Below are 17928 nucleotides of genomic sequence, written 5' to 3' on the forward strand. Positions count from 1 at the left end.
AAATGCGACCTCTGTATGATGCTCCTCCTTGCCTGATGTTCCCCCGTAGTTCAGTCGGTAGAACGGCGGACTGTTAATCCGTATGTCACTGGTTCAAGTCCAGTCGGGGGAGCCAATTCCTCACCATCTCGGTGCAAGTTATCCACTTTAGTGCTTTCCTCTGCCAATTTTAATGCACAAGCCGTCCCTCGCGGCGCACTCCCCCTTTGATCCCCGGTTCCTGACCAGCAGCGTTTTGTTCTGCTGCGTATAACTATTTGATTTTTATAGAAACATTTTTTTTCCGGTATTTTTTGAACAGCGCTTGCACCCCAGTATTGGCGCGGCTTGCAGGCTGATCACCAAGTTTCATGAACAGGGTTATCCACAGTTTCTGTGGGTAAGTGTGCCAAACCCAATGCAGGCCTAGGTTGGCAGCGATTGTCTCCGCTTTGGCAAGGTAAAACTCCTCACCCCCCATTTTCTCCTGTTTTTGCCCTCCCCCCTAAATGGGTCGGGCGGGGGCGAGACATCCTATTTCTCCCGCTTTTTTTTCGCCATGCCCCGTGCCATGGGTCAGCCTCCACCGAACGGAAAAAAGGGTTCCTTTGCATCCCGCCAACCACCCCAGTCAAAAATGCTGAAAATCATGCTCAATCGCCTCCTGCGCAGCAGGTAATAAATTGTCCACAGGGCTGTCACGCCCTCCCCCGCCGACAGCAGAAATCACTCATTGACAGCGGGAACAGCAGTGCAAAATAGAGGTATTTTCCCCAAGTCGCCCGCGCATCGCTCCCCGCCCCGGAGAGACCAGCACTTAACTGGCTGTTAATCCGCTTTCGCGCTTCTTTCTTGGTGAGGGATCCGGCACAATATCGGCCCCACTTTTTTCCTCGGTTTTTCCGGGCATGACCATAGATTTCGTGACACTGCTACATCAAAGCGACTCCCTGCTGCTGTTCGTGGTGCTGGCCTTCGGCCTGCTGCTGGGCAAGGTGCGCATCGGCAACTTCCAGATTGGCAACACCATAGGGGTGCTGTTCACCGCCCTGCTGTTTGGCCAGATGGGGTTCCAGTTCTCCACCTCCACCGAGAACGTCGGCTTCATGCTGTTCATTTTCTGTGTAGGGATCGAGGCGGGCCCTCACTTCTTCAGCGTCTTCCTGCGCGACGGCATCCACTACATCACCCTGACCCTGGTGATCCTGCTGACCGCCTTGCTGCTGACAGTGGGACTGGCCAAGTTCTTCAACCTGGGACCCGGCATGGCGGCGGGGATACTGGCGGGGTCGCTGACCTCGACCCCGGCACTGGTGGGGGCCCAGGATGCCCTGCGTAGCGGCCTGCTCAATCTGCCCCACGGCACCGACATGCAACCCGTGCTCGACAACATGGGGATAGGCTACGCCCTGACCTACCTGGTGGGCCTGGTGGGGTTGATGCTGGTGGTGCGCTATCTCCCCTCAATGGCGCGGCTCGATCTCAATACAGAGGCGCAAAAGATAGCCCGCGAGCGGGGGCTCTCCGACAGCGAGAGCCGCAAGACCTATCTGCCCATCATTCGCGCCTATCGCGTCGGCCCGGAACTCGCCGCCTGGATCGGCGGTCGCACCCTGCGCGAAACCGGCATCTACCCCCACACCGGTTGTTACGTGGAGCGGATCCGCCGCAACGGCATTCTGGCGAGCCCGGACGGCGACGCCGTCATCCAGGAGGGGGACGAGATCGCCCTGGTCGGCTATCCGGAGAGCCACGAGAAGCTCGACGTCAACTACCGCAACGGCAAGGAGGTATTTGACCGCAACCTGCTCGACCTGCAGATCGTCACCGAAGAGATAGTGGTGAAGAACGACGCCGTGGTGGGCCGCCATCTGGTGGAGCTCAACCTGACCGAGAAAGGCTGCTTCCTCAACCGGGTGGTGCGCTCCCAGATCGAGATGCCGTTCGATCGCAACATCATGCTGCAAAAAGGCGACGTGCTGCAGATCAGCGGCGAGAAGCAGAGAGTCAAGCTGCTGGCCAACAAGATCGGCTTCATCAGCATCCACAGTCAGACCACAGATTTGGTGGCCTTCACCACCTTCTTCGTGCTGGGTCTGCTCATCGGCTCCGTCTCCCTGGTGTTCGGCCAGATAGAGTTCGGCCTCGGCAACGCCGTCGGCCTCTTGCTGGCAGGGATACTGATGGGTTACCTGAGGGCCAACCACCCCACCGTCGGCTATGTGCCGCCGGGCGCGCTGCGCCTGGCCAAGGATCTCGGCCTCGCCGTCTTCATGGTGAGCACGGGCCTCAAAGCCGGTGGCGGCATCCTCGACCACCTCAGCGAGGTGGGGGTGGTGGTGCTCTTCTCCGGCATGCTGGTGACTACCTTGCCGGTGCTGGTGGGCTATCTGTTCGGGGTCTGGGTGCTCAAAATGAACCCCGCCCTGCTGCTCGGTGCCATCACAGGTGCCCGTACCTGCGCCCCGGCGATGGATGTGGTCAACGAGGCCGCCAACAGCTCGATTCCGGCGCTCGGCTACGCCGGCACCTATGCGGTGGCCAACGTGATGCTGACTCTGGCAGGCTCCTTCATCATCGGCTTCTGGTTCTAGCCACTCATAAACCGATGCAATCCTCACAGAGGGAGCCCGAGGGCTCCCTCTTCCATTACAGGACTGACCGTCCTTTCACCCTCAAATGACACGTGCCTCTGGATAGTAACAATCGTGCTATCGGCTGGCTCCGTTGAAACTCAAAGAGCTAAAGCGTCCCTTGCGCCCCACTTACACTCAGTAAAACGAATGAGGTGAACATCATGAAACGCTTATGGATTGTCATGGTCTGGGTGCTTTGTTCTCTGGCACCGGTCTGGAGTGCCGAGCAAGAGAAAAAGGCCGCCGTCGAGGAAGAAGAGGAGCGCAGCGCCCTGGCTTTTGACAGCGCGGAGCTCGCCAAACCCATGCTGGGGGATTTCGACGCCATGCTGGAGAGGCGCACCATTCGGGTGCTGACCACCTACAACAAGACCGGTTACTTCATCCACAAGGGGGTGCAGCGGGGCGTCACCTATGATGCCTTCATCCAGGTGGAGAAACGCCTCAACGAGCAGTTGCGCAAGGACAAGGCCATCAAGCGCCACCTCAAGGTTCATATCGTCTTCATTCCCGTGGCCCGTGAAGCCCTGCTGGCCTCCCTCATCGAAGGCAAGGGCGATATCGCAGCCGCCAACCTCACCATCACGGACAAACGCAAGCAACAGGGGGTGGAGTTCACCGATCCTTTGCTTGAAAACGTGCGCGAACTGCTGATCTCCGGCCCCCACTCTCCCAAGGTGGAGAGCGCCGCCGATCTGGGGGGCAAAACCATCTTCGTACGACCCTCTTCCAGCTATTTCGAGAGCCTGATGGCCTATAACCAGGCTCGCAAGGAGGCGGGAGAGCCCCTCATCGACATCCAGCCTGCCTCCGAGGTGCTGGAAGATGAAGATCTGGTAGAGATGGTCAATGCCGGTCTGCTGCCCTTCATCGTCATGGATGAACACAAGGCCCGCTTCTGGCAGAAGATCTTCCCCAAGATAACCATCCATGAGACCCCGGTGTTCCGGGAAGGGGGCGTCATCGCCTGGGCGGTGCGCAAGGAGAGTCCCAAGCTGCTCGCCATGCTCAATCAGCAGATCAAGGCGATACGGGGCAAGGCAACGGGGGAAGAGATCCTGGCCCGCTATCTCAAGCAGAACAAGTTCGTCAAGAGCGCTGCCGCCGCCGCCGAACGCAAGAAATTCCTGCAGGTAGTGGAGCTGTTTCGCGAGTATGGCGACCGCTATGACGTGGACTGGCTGTTGATGGCGGCTCAGGGTTATCAGGAGTCGGCCCTGAACCAGAAGGCGCGCAGTCATGTCGGCGCCATCGGCATCATGCAGATCATGCCCGCCACCGGCAAGGGGCTGAAGGTGGGCGACATTCGCCAACTAGAGCCCAACATCCACGGGGGCGCCAAATACATGCGCTGGATGATCGATCATTATTATGCCGACGAGCCCATGACCGCCCTCGACAAGGCCCTCTTCTCCTTCGCGTCCTACAACGCCGGCCCCGCCCGGGTCGCCAGACTGAGAGCCGAGACCAAGAAACGGGGCATGGATCCCAACGTCTGGTTCCACAATGTCGAATACGTGGCGGCGGAGAAAATTGGCCCCGAGACAGTCACCTATGTGGGCAATATCTACAAGTACTACATCGCCTACAAGCTGGTGATGGAACAGATGCAACTGAGGCAGAAGGCCAGCGAGGCCCTCCAGCAGCAAGAGAAGGTCTCGGCGGCAAAGAAATCATAAGCGACTCAGGCCAGCACCAACCACGGGCGGGGCCCCTCTCTTCACCAGAGGCGAGCCCCGCTTCTAGTTCAGCCCCCCTCCCTCTTGACGGCGGGCTCCCTCTCTCCCCATGACCACAATGAACAGAATGGGCACAACAGCCTTAATAGCCATTACGGCCAGATTGTTTTCCAACCACACACCATTCATTAACCTCTTTGCAACAATCACAAGGAGAACATCATGTTGCAAGGAACCTTCAAGCACACTCTGCTCTGCTGCCTGCTGGGCGCCAGCCTCGGCGTCCAGGCCAAGATAGACGAAGTCCACTTCCTGATCCCGGGTGGCGCCGGCGGCGGCTGGGACAACACGGCCCGTGGCACCGGCGAGGCACTGACCAAGTCCGGCCTCATCACCACCGCCTCCTACCAGAACATCTCGGCCGGTGGCGGTGCCAAGGCCATCGCCCATCTGATCGAAACCTCGGCCCAGTCCGACGAGACCCTGATGGTCAACTCCACCCCCATCATCGTCAAGTCCCTCTCCAAGGAACTGCCGCAATCCTTCCGGGATCTCACCCCGGTGGCCGCCATCATCGCCGACTATCAGGCGCTGGCGGTACCGCTGGACTCCCCCTATCAGAACTGGGCCCAGTTGCTGGCCGCCTATGAGGCGAACCCCGCCAAGGTGAAGATTGCCGGCGGCTCCGCCCGTGGCAGCCTGGATCACCTGGTGGCCGCCATGACCTTCAAGAATGCGGGGGCCGATGCCGGCAAGCTGCGCTACGTGGCCTATGACGCCGGTGGCAGCGCCATGGCGGCGGTACTGGCGGGGGAAACCCAGGTGCTCTCCACCGGCTTTGGCGAGGCGATGGAGGCGGTCAAGTCCGGTCAGATGCGGATCCTCGGCGTCACCGCCCCCGAGCGCATGCCGGATGCCAGCCAGGTACCCACCTTCTCCGAGCAGGGCAACCCCACCGTGTTTGCCAACTGGCGCGGCTACTTCGCCTCCCCCGGCATCAGCCCGGAGAAATCCGCCGAGTTCGCCGCCCTGCTCAAGCAGATGTACGACAAACCGGAGTGGGAAGCGGTGCGCGCGCGCAATAGCTGGATCAACCAGTATCAATCCGGCCCCGAGTTCACGGCTTTTCTCAACAGCCAGGAGCAACAAATTGGCGGCCTGATGCGCGAGCTCGGCTTCATCAAGTAACCCTCAGCCTGTGGCGGGCCAGGCCCGCCCATCGGAGTCATCATGCGACTGACCAAGGAACGGTTCGGGGGGCTGCTGTTTTTGCTGCTCTCCCTCGCCTACGGCTATCACGCCACCCAGATCCCCGGCTACCCGGGGGACGAATATGAACCCTTTACCGCCAGCACCCTGCCCTATGCCCTGGCCGGAGCCGGGGTCCTGCTCTCCCTGTTGCTGATCTGCTCACCGGGGGGAGAACCACTGGGCAAGGAGTCCGGCAACTGGCGGCTGGTATTCGCCCTGCTGGGGCTGATGCTGGTCTACGGCCTGGCCCTCGGCTGGCTCGGCTTCCTCGTCGCCACCATCTTGTTCCTGATCGGGGGCATCCTGCTGATGGGCGAGCAGAGCCTCGCCTTTGCCTGCAAGGTGAGCATCCCCTTCACCCTCATTTTCTGGGCCCTGCTCACCAAGGGGCTCAATGTCTACCTCGAGCCGGGTCGGCTGTTCACCCAGTTGCTGGGATAAGGAGAACCCATGTTAGACGGAATCCTGCAAGGGCTCGGCACCGCCATGATGCCCATCAACCTCTTCATGGTGGTGGTCGGCTGCTTCGTCGGCACCTTCATCGGCATGCTGCCAGGGCTGGGGCCGGTCACCGCCATCGCCCTGATGATCCCCATCACCTACGGGCTGGATCCGGCCTCCGGCATCATCCTGATGGCCGGGGTCTATTACGGCTCCATGTTCGGCGGCTCCACCGCCTCCATCCTGATCAACACCCCGGGCTGCTCCGCCAGCATGATCACCGCCATCGACGGCTATCCGCTGGCCTGCAAGGGGTATGCAGGCAAGGCACTGGCCATCGCCGCCTACGCCTCCTTCGTCGGTGGCACCCTGTCGGCCATCTTCCTGATGGTGGCGGCGCCGCTGCTCGCCAAAGTCTCCCTCGCCTTCCAGTCGGCGGACTACTTCGCCCTCATGGTGCTCGGGCTCTCCGCGGTGGCGGCCTTCGCCGGCAAGGGGCAGGTGCTCAAGGCACTGATCATGGCGCTGTTTGGCATCATGATCTCCACCGTCGGCATCGATCGCAGCGTCGGGGTGGACAGATTCACCTTCGGTCTGCCGGACTTGCGCGATGGCTTCTCCTTCCTGCTGCTGGCCATGGCCACCTTCGCCCTCGCGGAGATCCTGATGACGGTGCTGCGCCCTGGCAAGGACACCAGCAAGGAGGAGGCGAGCAAGATGCAACAGCTCGGCTCCCTCAAGCTGAGCCGGGACGAGGTGAAGGAAATAGCGCCCCCCATCGCCCGCTCCTCTGTGCTGGGTTTCCTCATCGGCGTACTGCCGGGGGCCGGTGCCACCATCGCCTCCTTCATGGCCTATGGGGCCGAGCGCAACTTCGCCCGCAAGGGTAAACGGGACGAGTTTGGCAAGGGCAGTCTGACCGGCATCGCCGCGCCGGAAGCGGCCAACAACGCCGCCTCCAGCGGGGCCTTCGTGCCGTTGCTGACCCTGGGGATCCCGGGCTCAGGTACCACGGCCCTGATGCTGGGGGCCCTCATCGCCTATGGCATCCAGCCCGGCCCGCGCCTCTTCATGGAGCACCCGGATGTATTCTGGTCGGTGATCATCTCCATGTATCTGGGCAACGTAGTGCTCTTGATCCTCAACCTGCCGCTCATTCCCTACCTGGCCAAGGTACTGCAGGTGCCTCGCCCCGTGCTCATCCCCATGGTGCTGCTGTTCTCGCTCATCGGGGTCTATCTGGTCTCCTTCAACACCATGGACATCTATGTGATGGTGCTGGTGGCCCTGGTGGCCATCGGGCTGCGCCTGCTGGACTTCCCCATGGCCCCCATGCTGCTCGGCTTCATCCTGGGGGGAATGCTGGAGGACAACCTGCGCCGGGCCCTGGTGATCAACGACGGCTCCCTGAGCTTCCTGTGGGAGCGCCCCATCACACTGGGCTTCACCCTGGTCACTCTGGTGATGCTGTTGCTGCCGCTCTGGCAGTGGTGGCAGGCCCGTCGTACGCCGGTGGCAACCCTGCAATCCGACCCGACCTGAACCGAGACATCACAAAAAGAGCGCCAAAAGGCGCTCTTTTTTTGGGTTGGAACCGGCCACTCAACGCTGGCGGTAGCGCCGCTCCGGCCGCCCGACGGTGCCGTATTCGAGCTCGGGGCTCGCAAGCTGCTGGCCCACCAGAAACTCCAGGTAGCGGCGCGCCGTGGTGCGACTCACCCCGACTCGGCTGCCTATCTCCTCGGCGCTGGCCCCCTGCAGGTTCAGGGCCGCCAGCACCCTTTGCAGGGTGAGGGCGTCTATTCCCTTGGGCAGGCCGCCCGCCGCCACCTGTTGCAGCGGGGTGCCAAAGAGCGCATCCACCGCCTGCTGATCGATGTCCGCCAGAGCCGCCAGGGCGGCACGGCTCTGGCAGTATTTGTCGAGGGTGTCGCGCAGTCGCTCGAACACCACGGGTTTGAGGATGAAATCCACCACCCCGAGCCGCATCGCCTCCTGCAGGGCTGCGGCCTCACGGGCGGCGGTGAGCATGATGACGTCGAGATGGGCCCCGCACTGGCGCAACTCCCGCAGCAGGGAGAAACCCTCCCCGTCCGGCAGCCACACATCCAGCAGCACCAGATCCGGCTTGAGGATGGCTATCTGCTCTCTTGCATCGAACAGGGTGAGCGCCACCCCCAGCACCTCGAACCCCGCCAGCCGCTGCACGAAGCGACGGTGGATCTCGGCAATGGCCGGATCATCCTCGACGATCAGGATCTTGATCACTCACACCTCCTTGGGAATGTAACAGACGACGCAACTTCCCTGCGCCGTGGCTTCGATGGTGATGGTCCCCTGCAGGGCATCCAGAGTCCTGCGCACCAGGGCGAGGCCTATGCCGTGGCCGGGTTCGGCCTTGCTGCTCACCCCGCGCTCGAACAAGGTGTCCGCCAAAGCGGGATCCACCCCACCGGCCCCATCCTCCACCTCCAGGATGAGATCCTGGCCGAGGTCGCTCAAAGAGACACGGATCGGCTGATAGGGGGCGCCATGGCGGCGGGTCGCCTCGAAGGCGTTGTCGATGAGGTTGCCAAGCAGGGTCACCAGCTGGGAGCCGCTGACCCGGGCGGGGATGTCGTGCAGGCGGGAATCCGGATCCACCTCCAGCACCAGCCCCAGCTCGTGGGCCCTGTGGTACTTGCCAAGCAGCAGGCCCGCCACCTTGGGCTTGGCAATGGCCCCCATCAAAAAGCTCAGCAGGGTCTGCTCGGTGGCCGCCTCCCGGCCGATGAAGGCGAGCGCCTCCCGGGTGGCACCCAGTTCGATGAGACCGGCGATGGTGCCGAGCTGGTTGTTGTGCTCGTGAGTCTGCACCCGCAGCAGATCGCTGTAGGCCTGTACCTGGGAGAGCTGGGCGCTGAGCTCGGCCAGCTCGTCCTTGCGCCGAAAGCTCGACACGGCGCCGATCAGCTTGCCCTCGCGCACCAGCGGCAACCGGTTGACGATGAGAGACTGGCCGTTGAGCACTATCTCCTCGTCAAACTGGGGGCTCTGCTCTTGCAAGATGGAGAGCATCCGGCTGCCCGGCAGCAGTTGACCGACGGGCTGGCCGATGGCGGCCTGCGCGGCCCGCTCATCGAGGCGCAGCAGCCGGATGCCGTTGGGATTGAGGGAGGTGAGCCTGCCCTGCTCGTCTATGGTAAGGATCCCCTCGCGCACGGTGCGCAGGGTGCAGTCGAGTTCCGCATAGAGGCGCCCTATCTGCTCGGGCTCAAACCCCAGCAGGGCCCGCTTGTAGCGCTTGGCCAGCCAGGCTGCGGCGGCGCTGTTGAGCAGCACTATGAGCAGGGTCATGGCGAGGCCGAAACGCAGGAAGCCCTGCAGGTCTGCCTCTATGTCCCGCACCAGATAACCGACCGAGACCACACCTATGACCCTGCCCATCTCATCCCGGATGGGCCCCTTGCCGCGCACCGAGACCCCGAGGGAGCCCTGGGCGCGAGAGATGTAGAACTCCCCTTGCAGAGCGCGCCCGGGATCATCCCCCATCATGGGTTTGCCTATCCTGTCCGCATTGGGGTGCACCAGGCGGCGCGCCTCGCCATCACCGATGACGATGTAGCTGGCGCCGACCTCGGCGCGGATCCGCTCCACCAGCACGTTGAGCCGCGCGGTATCGGCCCGCTTCACCCCGGCGATGACGCCGGGTTCTCGGGCCACCAACCGGGCCACGTCGAGGGCCTGATCCCCCACCTCCCGGTAGCGCTGCTCGGAGACGTAGTAGTAGCTGGCCCCGCTCAGCAGCACCAGTTGCAGCAGGCTGACCAGGCAGAGCATGAGCAGGATGCGTCCTTGCAACCCCAGCTTCATGCCTCCCTGTCACCTCGCAACAGATCGAGCAGCAGGCTGCCATCCCGCAGGGCCTTGTGCACCTGCACCGAGGTGGGCTTGGTGGGATCTTCGTAAAAATGGGTGGACTCTATCTGCAGGCGTACCAGGTATTCCGCCGGCAACTGGCTCGCCAGGGACTGGTGCAGCATGGGGAACAGCAGCCGATCGGCACGGGTGATCTCCCCCCCCAGCAGCAGCTTGCCCGGGTTGAGCAGGCAGATGAGGTTGGCCAGCACCCGGGAGAGCCGGCCCGCCGCCTGATGCAGTATGTCCTGGCACAGGCTGTTGCCCGCCAGCGCCAGCTCGCACAGCTCGCGGATGTTGACGCTCGCCGGCAGATCGTGCTCCTGCATCCGCTCGCGCAGGTCCCGGTACTGGGCCTCCAGCGCCTGGTTGGTCACCAGGGTGCAGGCGCAACCGAAGCCACCGCAGTAACAGCGCTGGCCATAGGGCTCCAGCTGCAGGTGGCTGAGATCCCCGAGCAGGGCCGACTCGCTCTCGATGAGCTGGCCGTTGACCACCATGCCCACACCAATGTCGTTGTGGACAAACACCAGCACCGCATCGGCGCAGTTCCTGGCGGCGCCCCACTCCCGCTCGGCCTGGATCCAGGTGCGCACATCACCGCTCACCAGCACGGGCACCGCGAAGGCCTGCTGCAGGGTGGGCCCGAGCGGCCAGTTGCGCAGATCATAGAAGGGGAAGTGCTTGACCATGCCGGAGTGGCGCTCCACCTGCCCGGGCAGACAGAGGGCGATACAGGCCAGCCGCAGAGCCTTCTTTGGCAAAAACACCTCGATGGCCCGCACCAGGCTGGCCAGCAGGTCGCCGCGCTCGGTCTCGCTGAACAGATGGCGATGACGCGCCAGGGAGTGACCCGCGAGATCGAACAGGGCCATGTCTACATAGCCGCGGCCGAGACGCATGGAGAGAAACTGGAAGCGACGCTCGTTGATGCGCAGCAAGGTCTGACGACGGCCACGGCCCACCGAGCTCTCACCACAGGTGACCACCAGACCGCCATCGAGCAGTTCGCGGGTGATCTTGGTGATGCTGGCTGGTGAGAGGCCGGTCAAACGGGACAGATCGGTACGGGACAGTTCCTTGTGCTCTTCCAGGCCGGCATAGACCAGGCCGTAGTTGAGCTGACGGATCAAATCGATACTGCCTTTCACGATCTCATTCATAGGGTTGGGGCTAACGAAAGGAACGAATGGCGCGATTTTCCCACATTCTGCGCCGATCCCCAAATTTGCCGTCTGGAAATGACGTCCAGACGGCAAAAATGTGACTAGTAACGGAAGCGGGAGACGAGTTGGCGCAATTTGTCACCCGTGCCGGCCAGGGCCCGGGTGGTGGTGTTGGACTCCCCGGCGGCCTCGGTCAGCTCGCTGACGATCTGCTGTATGGCCACCAGGTTCTTGTTGATCTCCTCGGAGACCGCGTGCTGCTCCTCGGCGGCGGTCGCTATCTGGATGTTCATGTCGTTGATGGTGCTGACCGCCGTCACCATGCTGTCGAGGGAGCTGGCGATGTGGCTCGCCTCCTGCACCGTCTCCTGGCTGCGCGATTCGCTCGCCTGCATCACCTCCACCGCCTGACGCACGCCACCCTGCAGCCGTTGCAGCATCTCATTGATCTCCTTGGTGCTCTGCTGGGTGCGACCGGCCAGCGAGCGGACCTCGTCCGCCACCACCGCAAAGCCGCGTCCCTGCTCACCGGCCCGGGCCGCTTCAATCGCCGCATTGAGCGCCAGCAGGTTGGTCTGATCGGCGATGCCGCGGATCACCTCCACCACGGACCCTATCTTGCCGGTCTCCTGAGCCAGCTGCTCGATGACACCGGAGGCGGTGTGCACCTCCTCCACCAGGCGGTTGATGCTGCCGATGGCGCTGCCCACCACCTCGCGAGCGGCATCGGATTCCCGCGCCGCGTCGCTGGTGGCGGTGGCCGCGTTGGAGGCGCTGGCTGCCACCTCCTGGGCGGTGGAGCTCATCTCGGTCACGGCGGTGACCACCTGATCCGTCTCCCGGCCATGGCCCTGCATCTGCCGGTCGGCGTGCTCGCTTAAGCTGTGCAGGCGATCCACGGCCCCCAGCAGCTGATGGCTGGTCTCCCCGACCTGGCTCACCACCGACTGGATCCGCTCCACGAAGCGGTTGAAGGCGCTGGCCAGCTGGCCCACCTCGTCCTCGCTCTGCACCTTGAGGCGTCGGGTCAGATCTCCCTCCCCGTCGGCGATGTCATTGAGGGCCGCGACCGCATCCGCCAGCGGTCGGGTGACCCGGTTGCCGAGCACCACTGTCACTGCCAGGGTCACCCCCAGGATCACCAGGATCACCAGCACGCTGCTCTGCAAGGAGCCGTGCATGTTCTCCTCGCGCTCGCTGCGCAGGGCCGCAAGCTCGGTGTCGATATCATCGATGTAGAAGCCGGTGCCCACCACCCACTGATACTTGTCGAGCACCAGGTTGAAGGAGAGCTTGGGCGCATCCCGCCCGATGGAAGGCTTGTTGGTCCAGTATTCCGAGTAGCCATCCCCCTCGCGGGCTGCCTTGACGATCTCCTGAATGAGGAAGGTGCCCTTGGTATCCTTGTCCTGCCAGCGGTTCTTGCCCTCCACCTCGGGGCGGGTGGGCAGCAGCAGGGTATTGCCCTGGAAGTCGTAGACGAAGAAGTAACCGTCACTGCCATAACGCAAGGGGCGCAGCAGCTCCTTCACCCGGGCACGCGCCTCCGGGCTGTCCGGCGCAGCATACTCTTTCTCAATGGCCGTCTTGGCAAGCATCAGGTAGCTGCTGAGCAGGGCCTTGCGCTCCTTGACCGCCTTGTCCCTCGCCACCACCAGCTCGGACTCCAGATCGCTCCTGGCCACCAGGTAGTTGCTGAGGTTGACCACCAGGGCCATCAGCAGCACGGGGATAGCCCCCAGTAACAGGATCTTCTGCTTTAGTGTCATTGTGTAATCCTTTCTGCTGTTTATTCTTGATGTTCCGTTCCTGCTGCATCGGCATGGGATGCTGGCCGAGGGGGGGCCGCTTTCGCTACAATCCCGCCACCTTCTATTATCGACCCGATGAACTGACCCATGAGCCAATGTCCTTGCGGTTCCTCTCTTTCTCTCACCCAATGCTGCGGCGCGCTTCACGCCGGCCAGGCCGCCACCATCACAGAGCAACTGATGCGCTCCCGCTACAGCGCCTTCGTGCTGGGCTTGGGGGAGTACCTGGTCCACAGCTGGCACCCGGACTATCTGGGCCCTCTGACCGCAGAGGCGCTCTCCCAGACCGACACCCAATGGGACGGACTCGAGATCATCGCCAGCCAGGGCGGCCCTACGGATGAGACCGGCATGGTGGAATTCAAGGCCTGGTTTCTGGAGGGCGAAGAGCGTCACTGCCTGCATGAGCGCTCCCGCTTCATGCGCCACCAGGGGCGCTGGGTCTACACCGATGGGGAACAGGATCCGGCGCCGCTACGGGTGGGGCGCAACGACCCCTGCCCCTGCGGCAGCGGCAAGAAGTTCAAGAAGTGTTGCGGCTGAATGCCGTGACTCATGTCGACAGAGGGGGCCCAGCGGCCCCCTCTGCTGTTGCTGGAGTGTGACAACAATCACGATTTGCTCATTAACGCCCCTTTTTATGAGCGTTTGCGAACATTAACTTGGCCCATATCAAACATTTTCGCCCAGAGACAGGCCACACTGGCACCATCTGGAAGAGATGAGACGGGCAAGAATGAAAAGAATAACCACAGAAGTCGTCATCATAGGGGGTGGCGCCACCGGGGCCGGCATCATGCGCGATTGTGCGCTGCGCGGCATCGACTGCATCCTGCTGGAGCGGGACGACATCGCCGCAGGCACCACGGGGCGCAACCACGGCCTGCTGCACTCGGGGGCCCGCTATGCGGTGACGGATCCGGAGTCCGCCCGCGAGTGCATTCAGGAGAACCGCATTCTCAAGCGGATCGCCAGCCACTGCGTGGAAGCGACCGGCGGCCTCTTCGTCACCCTGCCGGAAGATGACATCAGCTTCCAAGGCACCTTCATGGAGGCCTGCGCCCTGGCCGGTATCGACACCCGCCAGCTGGATCCCCGCGAGGCGCTGCGCCTCGAACCCAACGCCAACCCGGCGATGATAGGCGCCATTCATGTGCCGGATGGCACGGTCGATCCCTTCCGTCTCGCCGCCGCAAACGTCTTGGACGCCAAGGAACACGGCGCCCGCATCTTCACCCACAGCAAGGTGCTGGGGCTGCTCCGCACTCAGGATAGGGTGCACGGGGTCAAGGCCATCAATACCCGCACCGGCGAAGCGTTCGAGGTGGAGTGTCAGGAGGTGATCAACGCCGCCGGCATCTGGGGCCAGCAAATTTGCGAATACGCCGATCTCGGCATCCGCATGTTCCCCGCCAAGGGCTCATTGCTCATCATGGATTACCGCATCAACCAGCTGGTGCTCAACCGCGCCCGCAAGCCGGCGGATGCGGACATCCTGGTGCCGGGCGATACCATCTCCCTCATCGGCACCACCTCCAGTCGCATCGACTACCACAAGATTGACCAGCTCACCGTCGACCCCGAAGAGGTCGAGGTGTTGCTGCGCGAGGGGATAAAACTGGCCCCCATCATGGCCCGCACCCGCTTGCTGAGGGCCTACGCCGGAGTACGCCCCCTGGTGGCGGTGGATGGGGACGAGTCGGGCCGCAACATCAGTCGCGGCATAGTGCTGCTGGATCATGCCGAGCGTGATGGCCTCAAGGGCTTCAACACCATCACCGGTGGCAAGCTGATGACCTACCGCCTGATGGCTGAGTGGGCCACGGATCTCGTCGCCAACAAACTCGGCAACAACAGGCCCTGCCGCACCGCCGAACTGAGCCTGCCCGGCTCGCGGGATCCGGAAAAGGTCTCCGCCCCCGGCCTCTCGGTGCCGGTCGAAGGCTCGGCCCAGTACCGCCACGGCGAGCGGGTCATCGCCTTCTTCCGTGACAATCCCAAGGCCAATGCCCTCATCTGCGAGTGCGAGATGGTCACCGCCGGAGAGATTGAATACGCCCTGCGGGAGCTGGATGTGGACAACCTGGTGGATCTGCGCCGCCGCACCCGTCTGGGCATGGGCCCCTGCCAGGGAGAGCTGTGCGCCTATCGCGCCGCCGGTCTGATGCAGGAGTACGGCAAGGCAGACGGTCGTCAGGCCTGCGTCATGCTGCGCCAGTTCCTGGAGGAGCGCTACAAGGGCACCCGTCCGGTGCTCTGGGGCGATGCCCTGCGCGAAGCCGAGTTTACCTACTGGATCTACGAAGGGCTGTTCGGCCTTGGCGAGTGGACGGCCCCCCACCTGGTGACCGAGCCGCCCTTCCCGCTCGATGCCAGCACCGCAGCCAACCCCACCAAGGAGTGCAGCCATGAAATTTGACAGTATCGTGATAGGTGGTGGCATGGCGGGCCTCTCGGCGGCGCTGCGTCTGGCCGAGGCGGGTCAGAAGGCGCTGCTGATGGCCTCGGGCCAGAGCGCCCTGCACTTCTCCTCCGGCTCGGTGGATCTGCTGGAGAGCGAAGGCGACCCTCGCGCCGCCCTGCCCGCCTTTATGGCCGAGTACCCCGATCATCCCTACAGCAAGGTGGGTCTTGCCAGCATAGAGGCGAGCCTCGCGGATCTGCAGCGCCACTGCGCCCTGCAGGGCTTGCCCCTGTTTCGCCAGGAGCGCAACCACCAGCGCCTGACCCCCATAGGCACCCTGAAATCCACCTGGCTCTCCCCCGAGACCTGCGCCTGCGTCACGGAGGCGCCCGCACCGGACGTCCTGCTGCTGGCCACCCTCGAGGGTTTTCGTGATTTTCACCCCGCGCTGGCGGCAGCCAATCTGGCGACCCACTCGCGCTTCGCCCACAGCCGTATTCTGACTGGTGAAATTCGCCTGCCCCAGCTCGCCGCGTTCAGCCGCAATCCCCACGAGTTTCGCTCTGCGGACATCGCCCGCCTGTTTGACAAACAACAGCACGACAAACAGGACCTGCTGGTGGATCTGGCCCGCGAAATAGGTCGCATGGTGCAGGAGTGCGGCGAGCCGGGCTGCCGCCATATCGTACTGCCGGCCTGCCTGTCGCTGGGGCTGGTCAGCCCCCGTCTGGCGGAGCTTGAGCAGCGCACCGGCTGCACCATCAAGGAGGTGGCCACCATGCCGCCGTCCCTTATCGGGATGCGGATGCAGGAGGCCCTCAAGCGCCGCTTCCTGGCCCTCGGCGGCACCTTCCTCACCAGCGAACGGGTGCTGGGCGCCCGCTACGAGGGCGACAGGGTGGTAGGCGTACACAGCCAGAATGGCGACGATCAGCTGTTCGAGGCGAACCACTTCGTGCTCGCCTCCGGCAGCTTCTTCAGCCGCGGGCTGGAGTCCCGCCTTGGGGGCATTCGCGAGCCCATCTTCGACGCCGACGTCTTGAGCCTCCCCGAGCGTGACGCCTGGGCCGGTCGCCGCCTGTTCGATCACCACCCCTTCATGGGCTTCGGGGTCAAGACCGACGACCAGCTGCGGGTGCTGCGCGGCGGCAACCCCCTCGCCAACCTCTATGGCGCCGGCAGCGTGCTGGCCCACTACGATCCCGTCAAAGAGGGCTCGGGCTCCGGGGTCGCCGTCGCCACCGGCTGGCAGGCCGCCGGCCATATTCTGGCGGAGGGCTGAGATGCCTCCCCTTCACTTCCTGACTGCGGGCAGCCAACTGCCCGTTCGACAATCCCATTGCCGCGTCCCTTGCGCTTTTCATCCGGCCCGGGAGGAGTAAATCATGCTACTGGATCATGCCAACCAAACCTTCGATCAGTGCATCAAATGCACCGTCTGCACCGCTTACTGCCCGGTGGCCAAGGCCAACCCCGCCTACCCAGGCCCCAAGCAGGCGGGCCCGGATGGGGAACGGCTGCGGATCAAAAGCCCCGAGCTCTTTGACAGCGCCCTCAAGCACTGCACCAACTGCAAGCGCTGCGAAGTGGCCTGCCCGAGCGGGGTGCGCATCGGCGACATCATCGCCAAGGCCAAGCACCAGTACAGCGGCTTCAAACCGGGGATCCGCGAGTTCGTGCTCTCCCACACCGATCTGATGGGCAGCATGTCTACCCTGATGGCCCCTGTGGTCAACTTCACCACAAGCCTCAAGCCGATGAAGCTGGTGCTGGACAAGGCGCTGGGGGTCTCCTCCCACCGCGATCTGCCCAAGTATTCGCAAGGCACCTTCCGTGGCTGGTACAAGAAACAGAAAGCGAGTCAGGCCCGCTTCGAACGTCAGATAGCCTATTTCCACGGCTGTTATGTGAACTACAACCACCCGCAGCTCGGCAAGGAGCTGATGCAGGTGCTCAACGCCATGAACATCGGCATGCAACTGCTGGAGCGGGAGAAGTGCTGCGGCGTGCCGCTGATTGCCAACGGCTTCATGGACAAGGCCAAGCAGCAGGCCGCCTTCAACATCCAGCAGCTGGAGAACACCCTGCTCGGCAACGAGATGCCACTGCTGGCCACCTCCTCCACCTGCGGCTTCACCCTGCGCGATGAATACCCCCACCTGCTGGAGCAGGACAACCACAAGGTGCGCGATCGCATCTCGCTGGTGACCCGCTTCCTGTGGAACGAGTTTTACCAGGGCAACAAGCCGGCGATGAAACCGCTCAATCTGCACATCGCCTACCACACCCCCTGCCACATGGAGAAGATGGGGGGCGTCATCTATACCCTCGAGCTGCTGCGCGCCATTCCCGGCGTCAAGGTGACGGTGCTGGACTCCCAGTGCTGCGGCATCGCCGGCACCTATGGCTTCAAGTCGGAGAACTACCAGACCAGCCAGGCCATCGGCGAGGGGCTCTTTGATCAGATAAACCGGCTCAAGCCCGATCTGGTCATCACCGACTGCGAAACCTGCAAGTGGCAGATCGAGATGAGTACGCCGTTCCCCTGTGAACACCCGATCCATCTGCTGGCCCAGGCCCTGGCCTGATCCCCTTGCAATGCCAGACCGGATGGCCCGCTCGGCAAAGGGGTCGATGGGCAAAAACCAGATAAAGGAAGAGCCG

Annotated in this window: 13 protein-coding genes and 1 tRNA gene; 10 read left to right on the forward strand and 4 right to left on the reverse strand. The window is 63.2% G+C overall.

Annotation, left to right across the window (positions count from 1 at the left end; genetic code table 11):
- Positions 1-39: 39 nt before the first annotated feature.
- The 6 genes from KW824_RS11800 to KW824_RS11825 all read left to right on the forward strand — a co-directional run bounded on the left by KW824_RS11800 (position 40) and on the right by KW824_RS11825 (position 7528).
- Positions 40-115, forward strand: a tRNA-Asn gene (locus KW824_RS11800).
- Between the two features lie 772 nt (positions 116-887).
- Positions 888-2573 (forward strand): aspartate:alanine antiporter, encoded by a 1686-nt coding sequence (locus KW824_RS11805; RefSeq protein WP_218409879.1) that lies wholly within the window; start codon positions 888-890, stop codon positions 2571-2573.
- Positions 2574-2776: 203 nt separating this feature from the next.
- Positions 2777-4294 (forward strand): lytic transglycosylase F, encoded by a 1518-nt coding sequence (locus KW824_RS11810; protein WP_218409880.1) that lies wholly within the window; start codon positions 2777-2779, stop codon positions 4292-4294.
- Between the two features lie 222 nt (positions 4295-4516).
- Entirely contained in the window at positions 4517-5482 is a 966-nt protein-coding gene (locus tag KW824_RS11815; RefSeq protein ID WP_182788734.1) for a tripartite tricarboxylate transporter substrate binding protein, read from the forward strand.
- A 42-nt stretch (positions 5483-5524) separates the two neighbouring features.
- Complete coding sequence (locus tag KW824_RS11820) at positions 5525-5986, forward strand: tripartite tricarboxylate transporter TctB family protein (protein ID WP_182788733.1); 462 nt, start codon at positions 5525-5527, stop codon at positions 5984-5986.
- A 9-nt stretch (positions 5987-5995) separates the two neighbouring features.
- The gene (locus KW824_RS11825; protein WP_043129833.1) at positions 5996-7528 is read left to right on the forward strand and encodes a tripartite tricarboxylate transporter permease; all 1533 of its coding nucleotides are present in this window, start codon (positions 5996-5998) and stop codon (positions 7526-7528) included.
- 60 nt (positions 7529-7588) lie between these two features.
- Here the strand turns inward: KW824_RS11825 and KW824_RS11830 are convergent, their stop codons facing one another.
- From KW824_RS11830 to KW824_RS11845, 4 genes are all read right to left on the reverse strand, one after another.
- Positions 7589-8254: a response regulator gene (locus tag KW824_RS11830; protein ID WP_218409881.1), complete on the reverse strand. Its 666-nt coding sequence runs from the start codon at positions 8252-8254 to the stop codon at positions 7589-7591.
- On the reverse strand, positions 8255-9838 hold the full coding sequence (locus tag KW824_RS11835) for a sensor histidine kinase (RefSeq protein WP_218409882.1): 1584 nt from the start codon (positions 9836-9838) through the stop codon (positions 8255-8257).
- Complete coding sequence (locus tag KW824_RS11840; RefSeq protein WP_218409883.1) at positions 9835-11046, reverse strand: ROK family protein; 1212 nt, start codon at positions 11044-11046, stop codon at positions 9835-9837. Before KW824_RS11840 ends, KW824_RS11835 begins: the two co-directional genes overlap by 4 nt.
- A gap of 104 nt (positions 11047-11150) precedes the next feature.
- Positions 11151-12818, reverse strand: a complete 1668-nt coding sequence (locus KW824_RS11845) for a methyl-accepting chemotaxis protein (protein WP_218409884.1) — start codon at positions 12816-12818, stop codon at positions 11151-11153.
- A 129-nt stretch (positions 12819-12947) separates the two neighbouring features.
- On the opposite strand from KW824_RS11845, the gene KW824_RS11850 reads away from it, so the two are divergent.
- The 4 genes from KW824_RS11850 (at position 12948) to glpC (ending at position 17852) form a co-directional block, all read left to right on the forward strand.
- Positions 12948-13403, forward strand: a complete 456-nt coding sequence (locus KW824_RS11850; RefSeq protein WP_218409885.1) for a YchJ family protein — start codon at positions 12948-12950, stop codon at positions 13401-13403.
- A gap of 193 nt (positions 13404-13596) precedes the next feature.
- A complete protein-coding gene (glpA, locus tag KW824_RS11855) occupies positions 13597-15279 on the forward strand; it encodes an anaerobic glycerol-3-phosphate dehydrogenase subunit A (protein WP_218409886.1) in 1683 nt (560 codons plus the stop codon).
- The gene (glpB, locus tag KW824_RS11860) at positions 15269-16546 is read left to right on the forward strand and encodes a glycerol-3-phosphate dehydrogenase subunit GlpB (RefSeq protein ID WP_218409887.1); all 1278 of its coding nucleotides are present in this window, start codon (positions 15269-15271) and stop codon (positions 16544-16546) included. Before glpA ends, glpB begins: the two co-directional genes overlap by 11 nt.
- A gap of 103 nt (positions 16547-16649) precedes the next feature.
- Positions 16650-17852: an anaerobic glycerol-3-phosphate dehydrogenase subunit GlpC gene (glpC, locus tag KW824_RS11865; RefSeq protein ID WP_218409888.1), complete on the forward strand. Its 1203-nt coding sequence runs from the start codon at positions 16650-16652 to the stop codon at positions 17850-17852.
- Positions 17853-17928: the final 76 nt, after the last annotated feature.

The sequence above is a fragment of the Aeromonas sp. sif0611 genome (assembly GCF_019218845.1).
Lineage (GTDB): Bacteria > Pseudomonadota > Gammaproteobacteria > Enterobacterales > Aeromonadaceae > Aeromonas > Aeromonas media.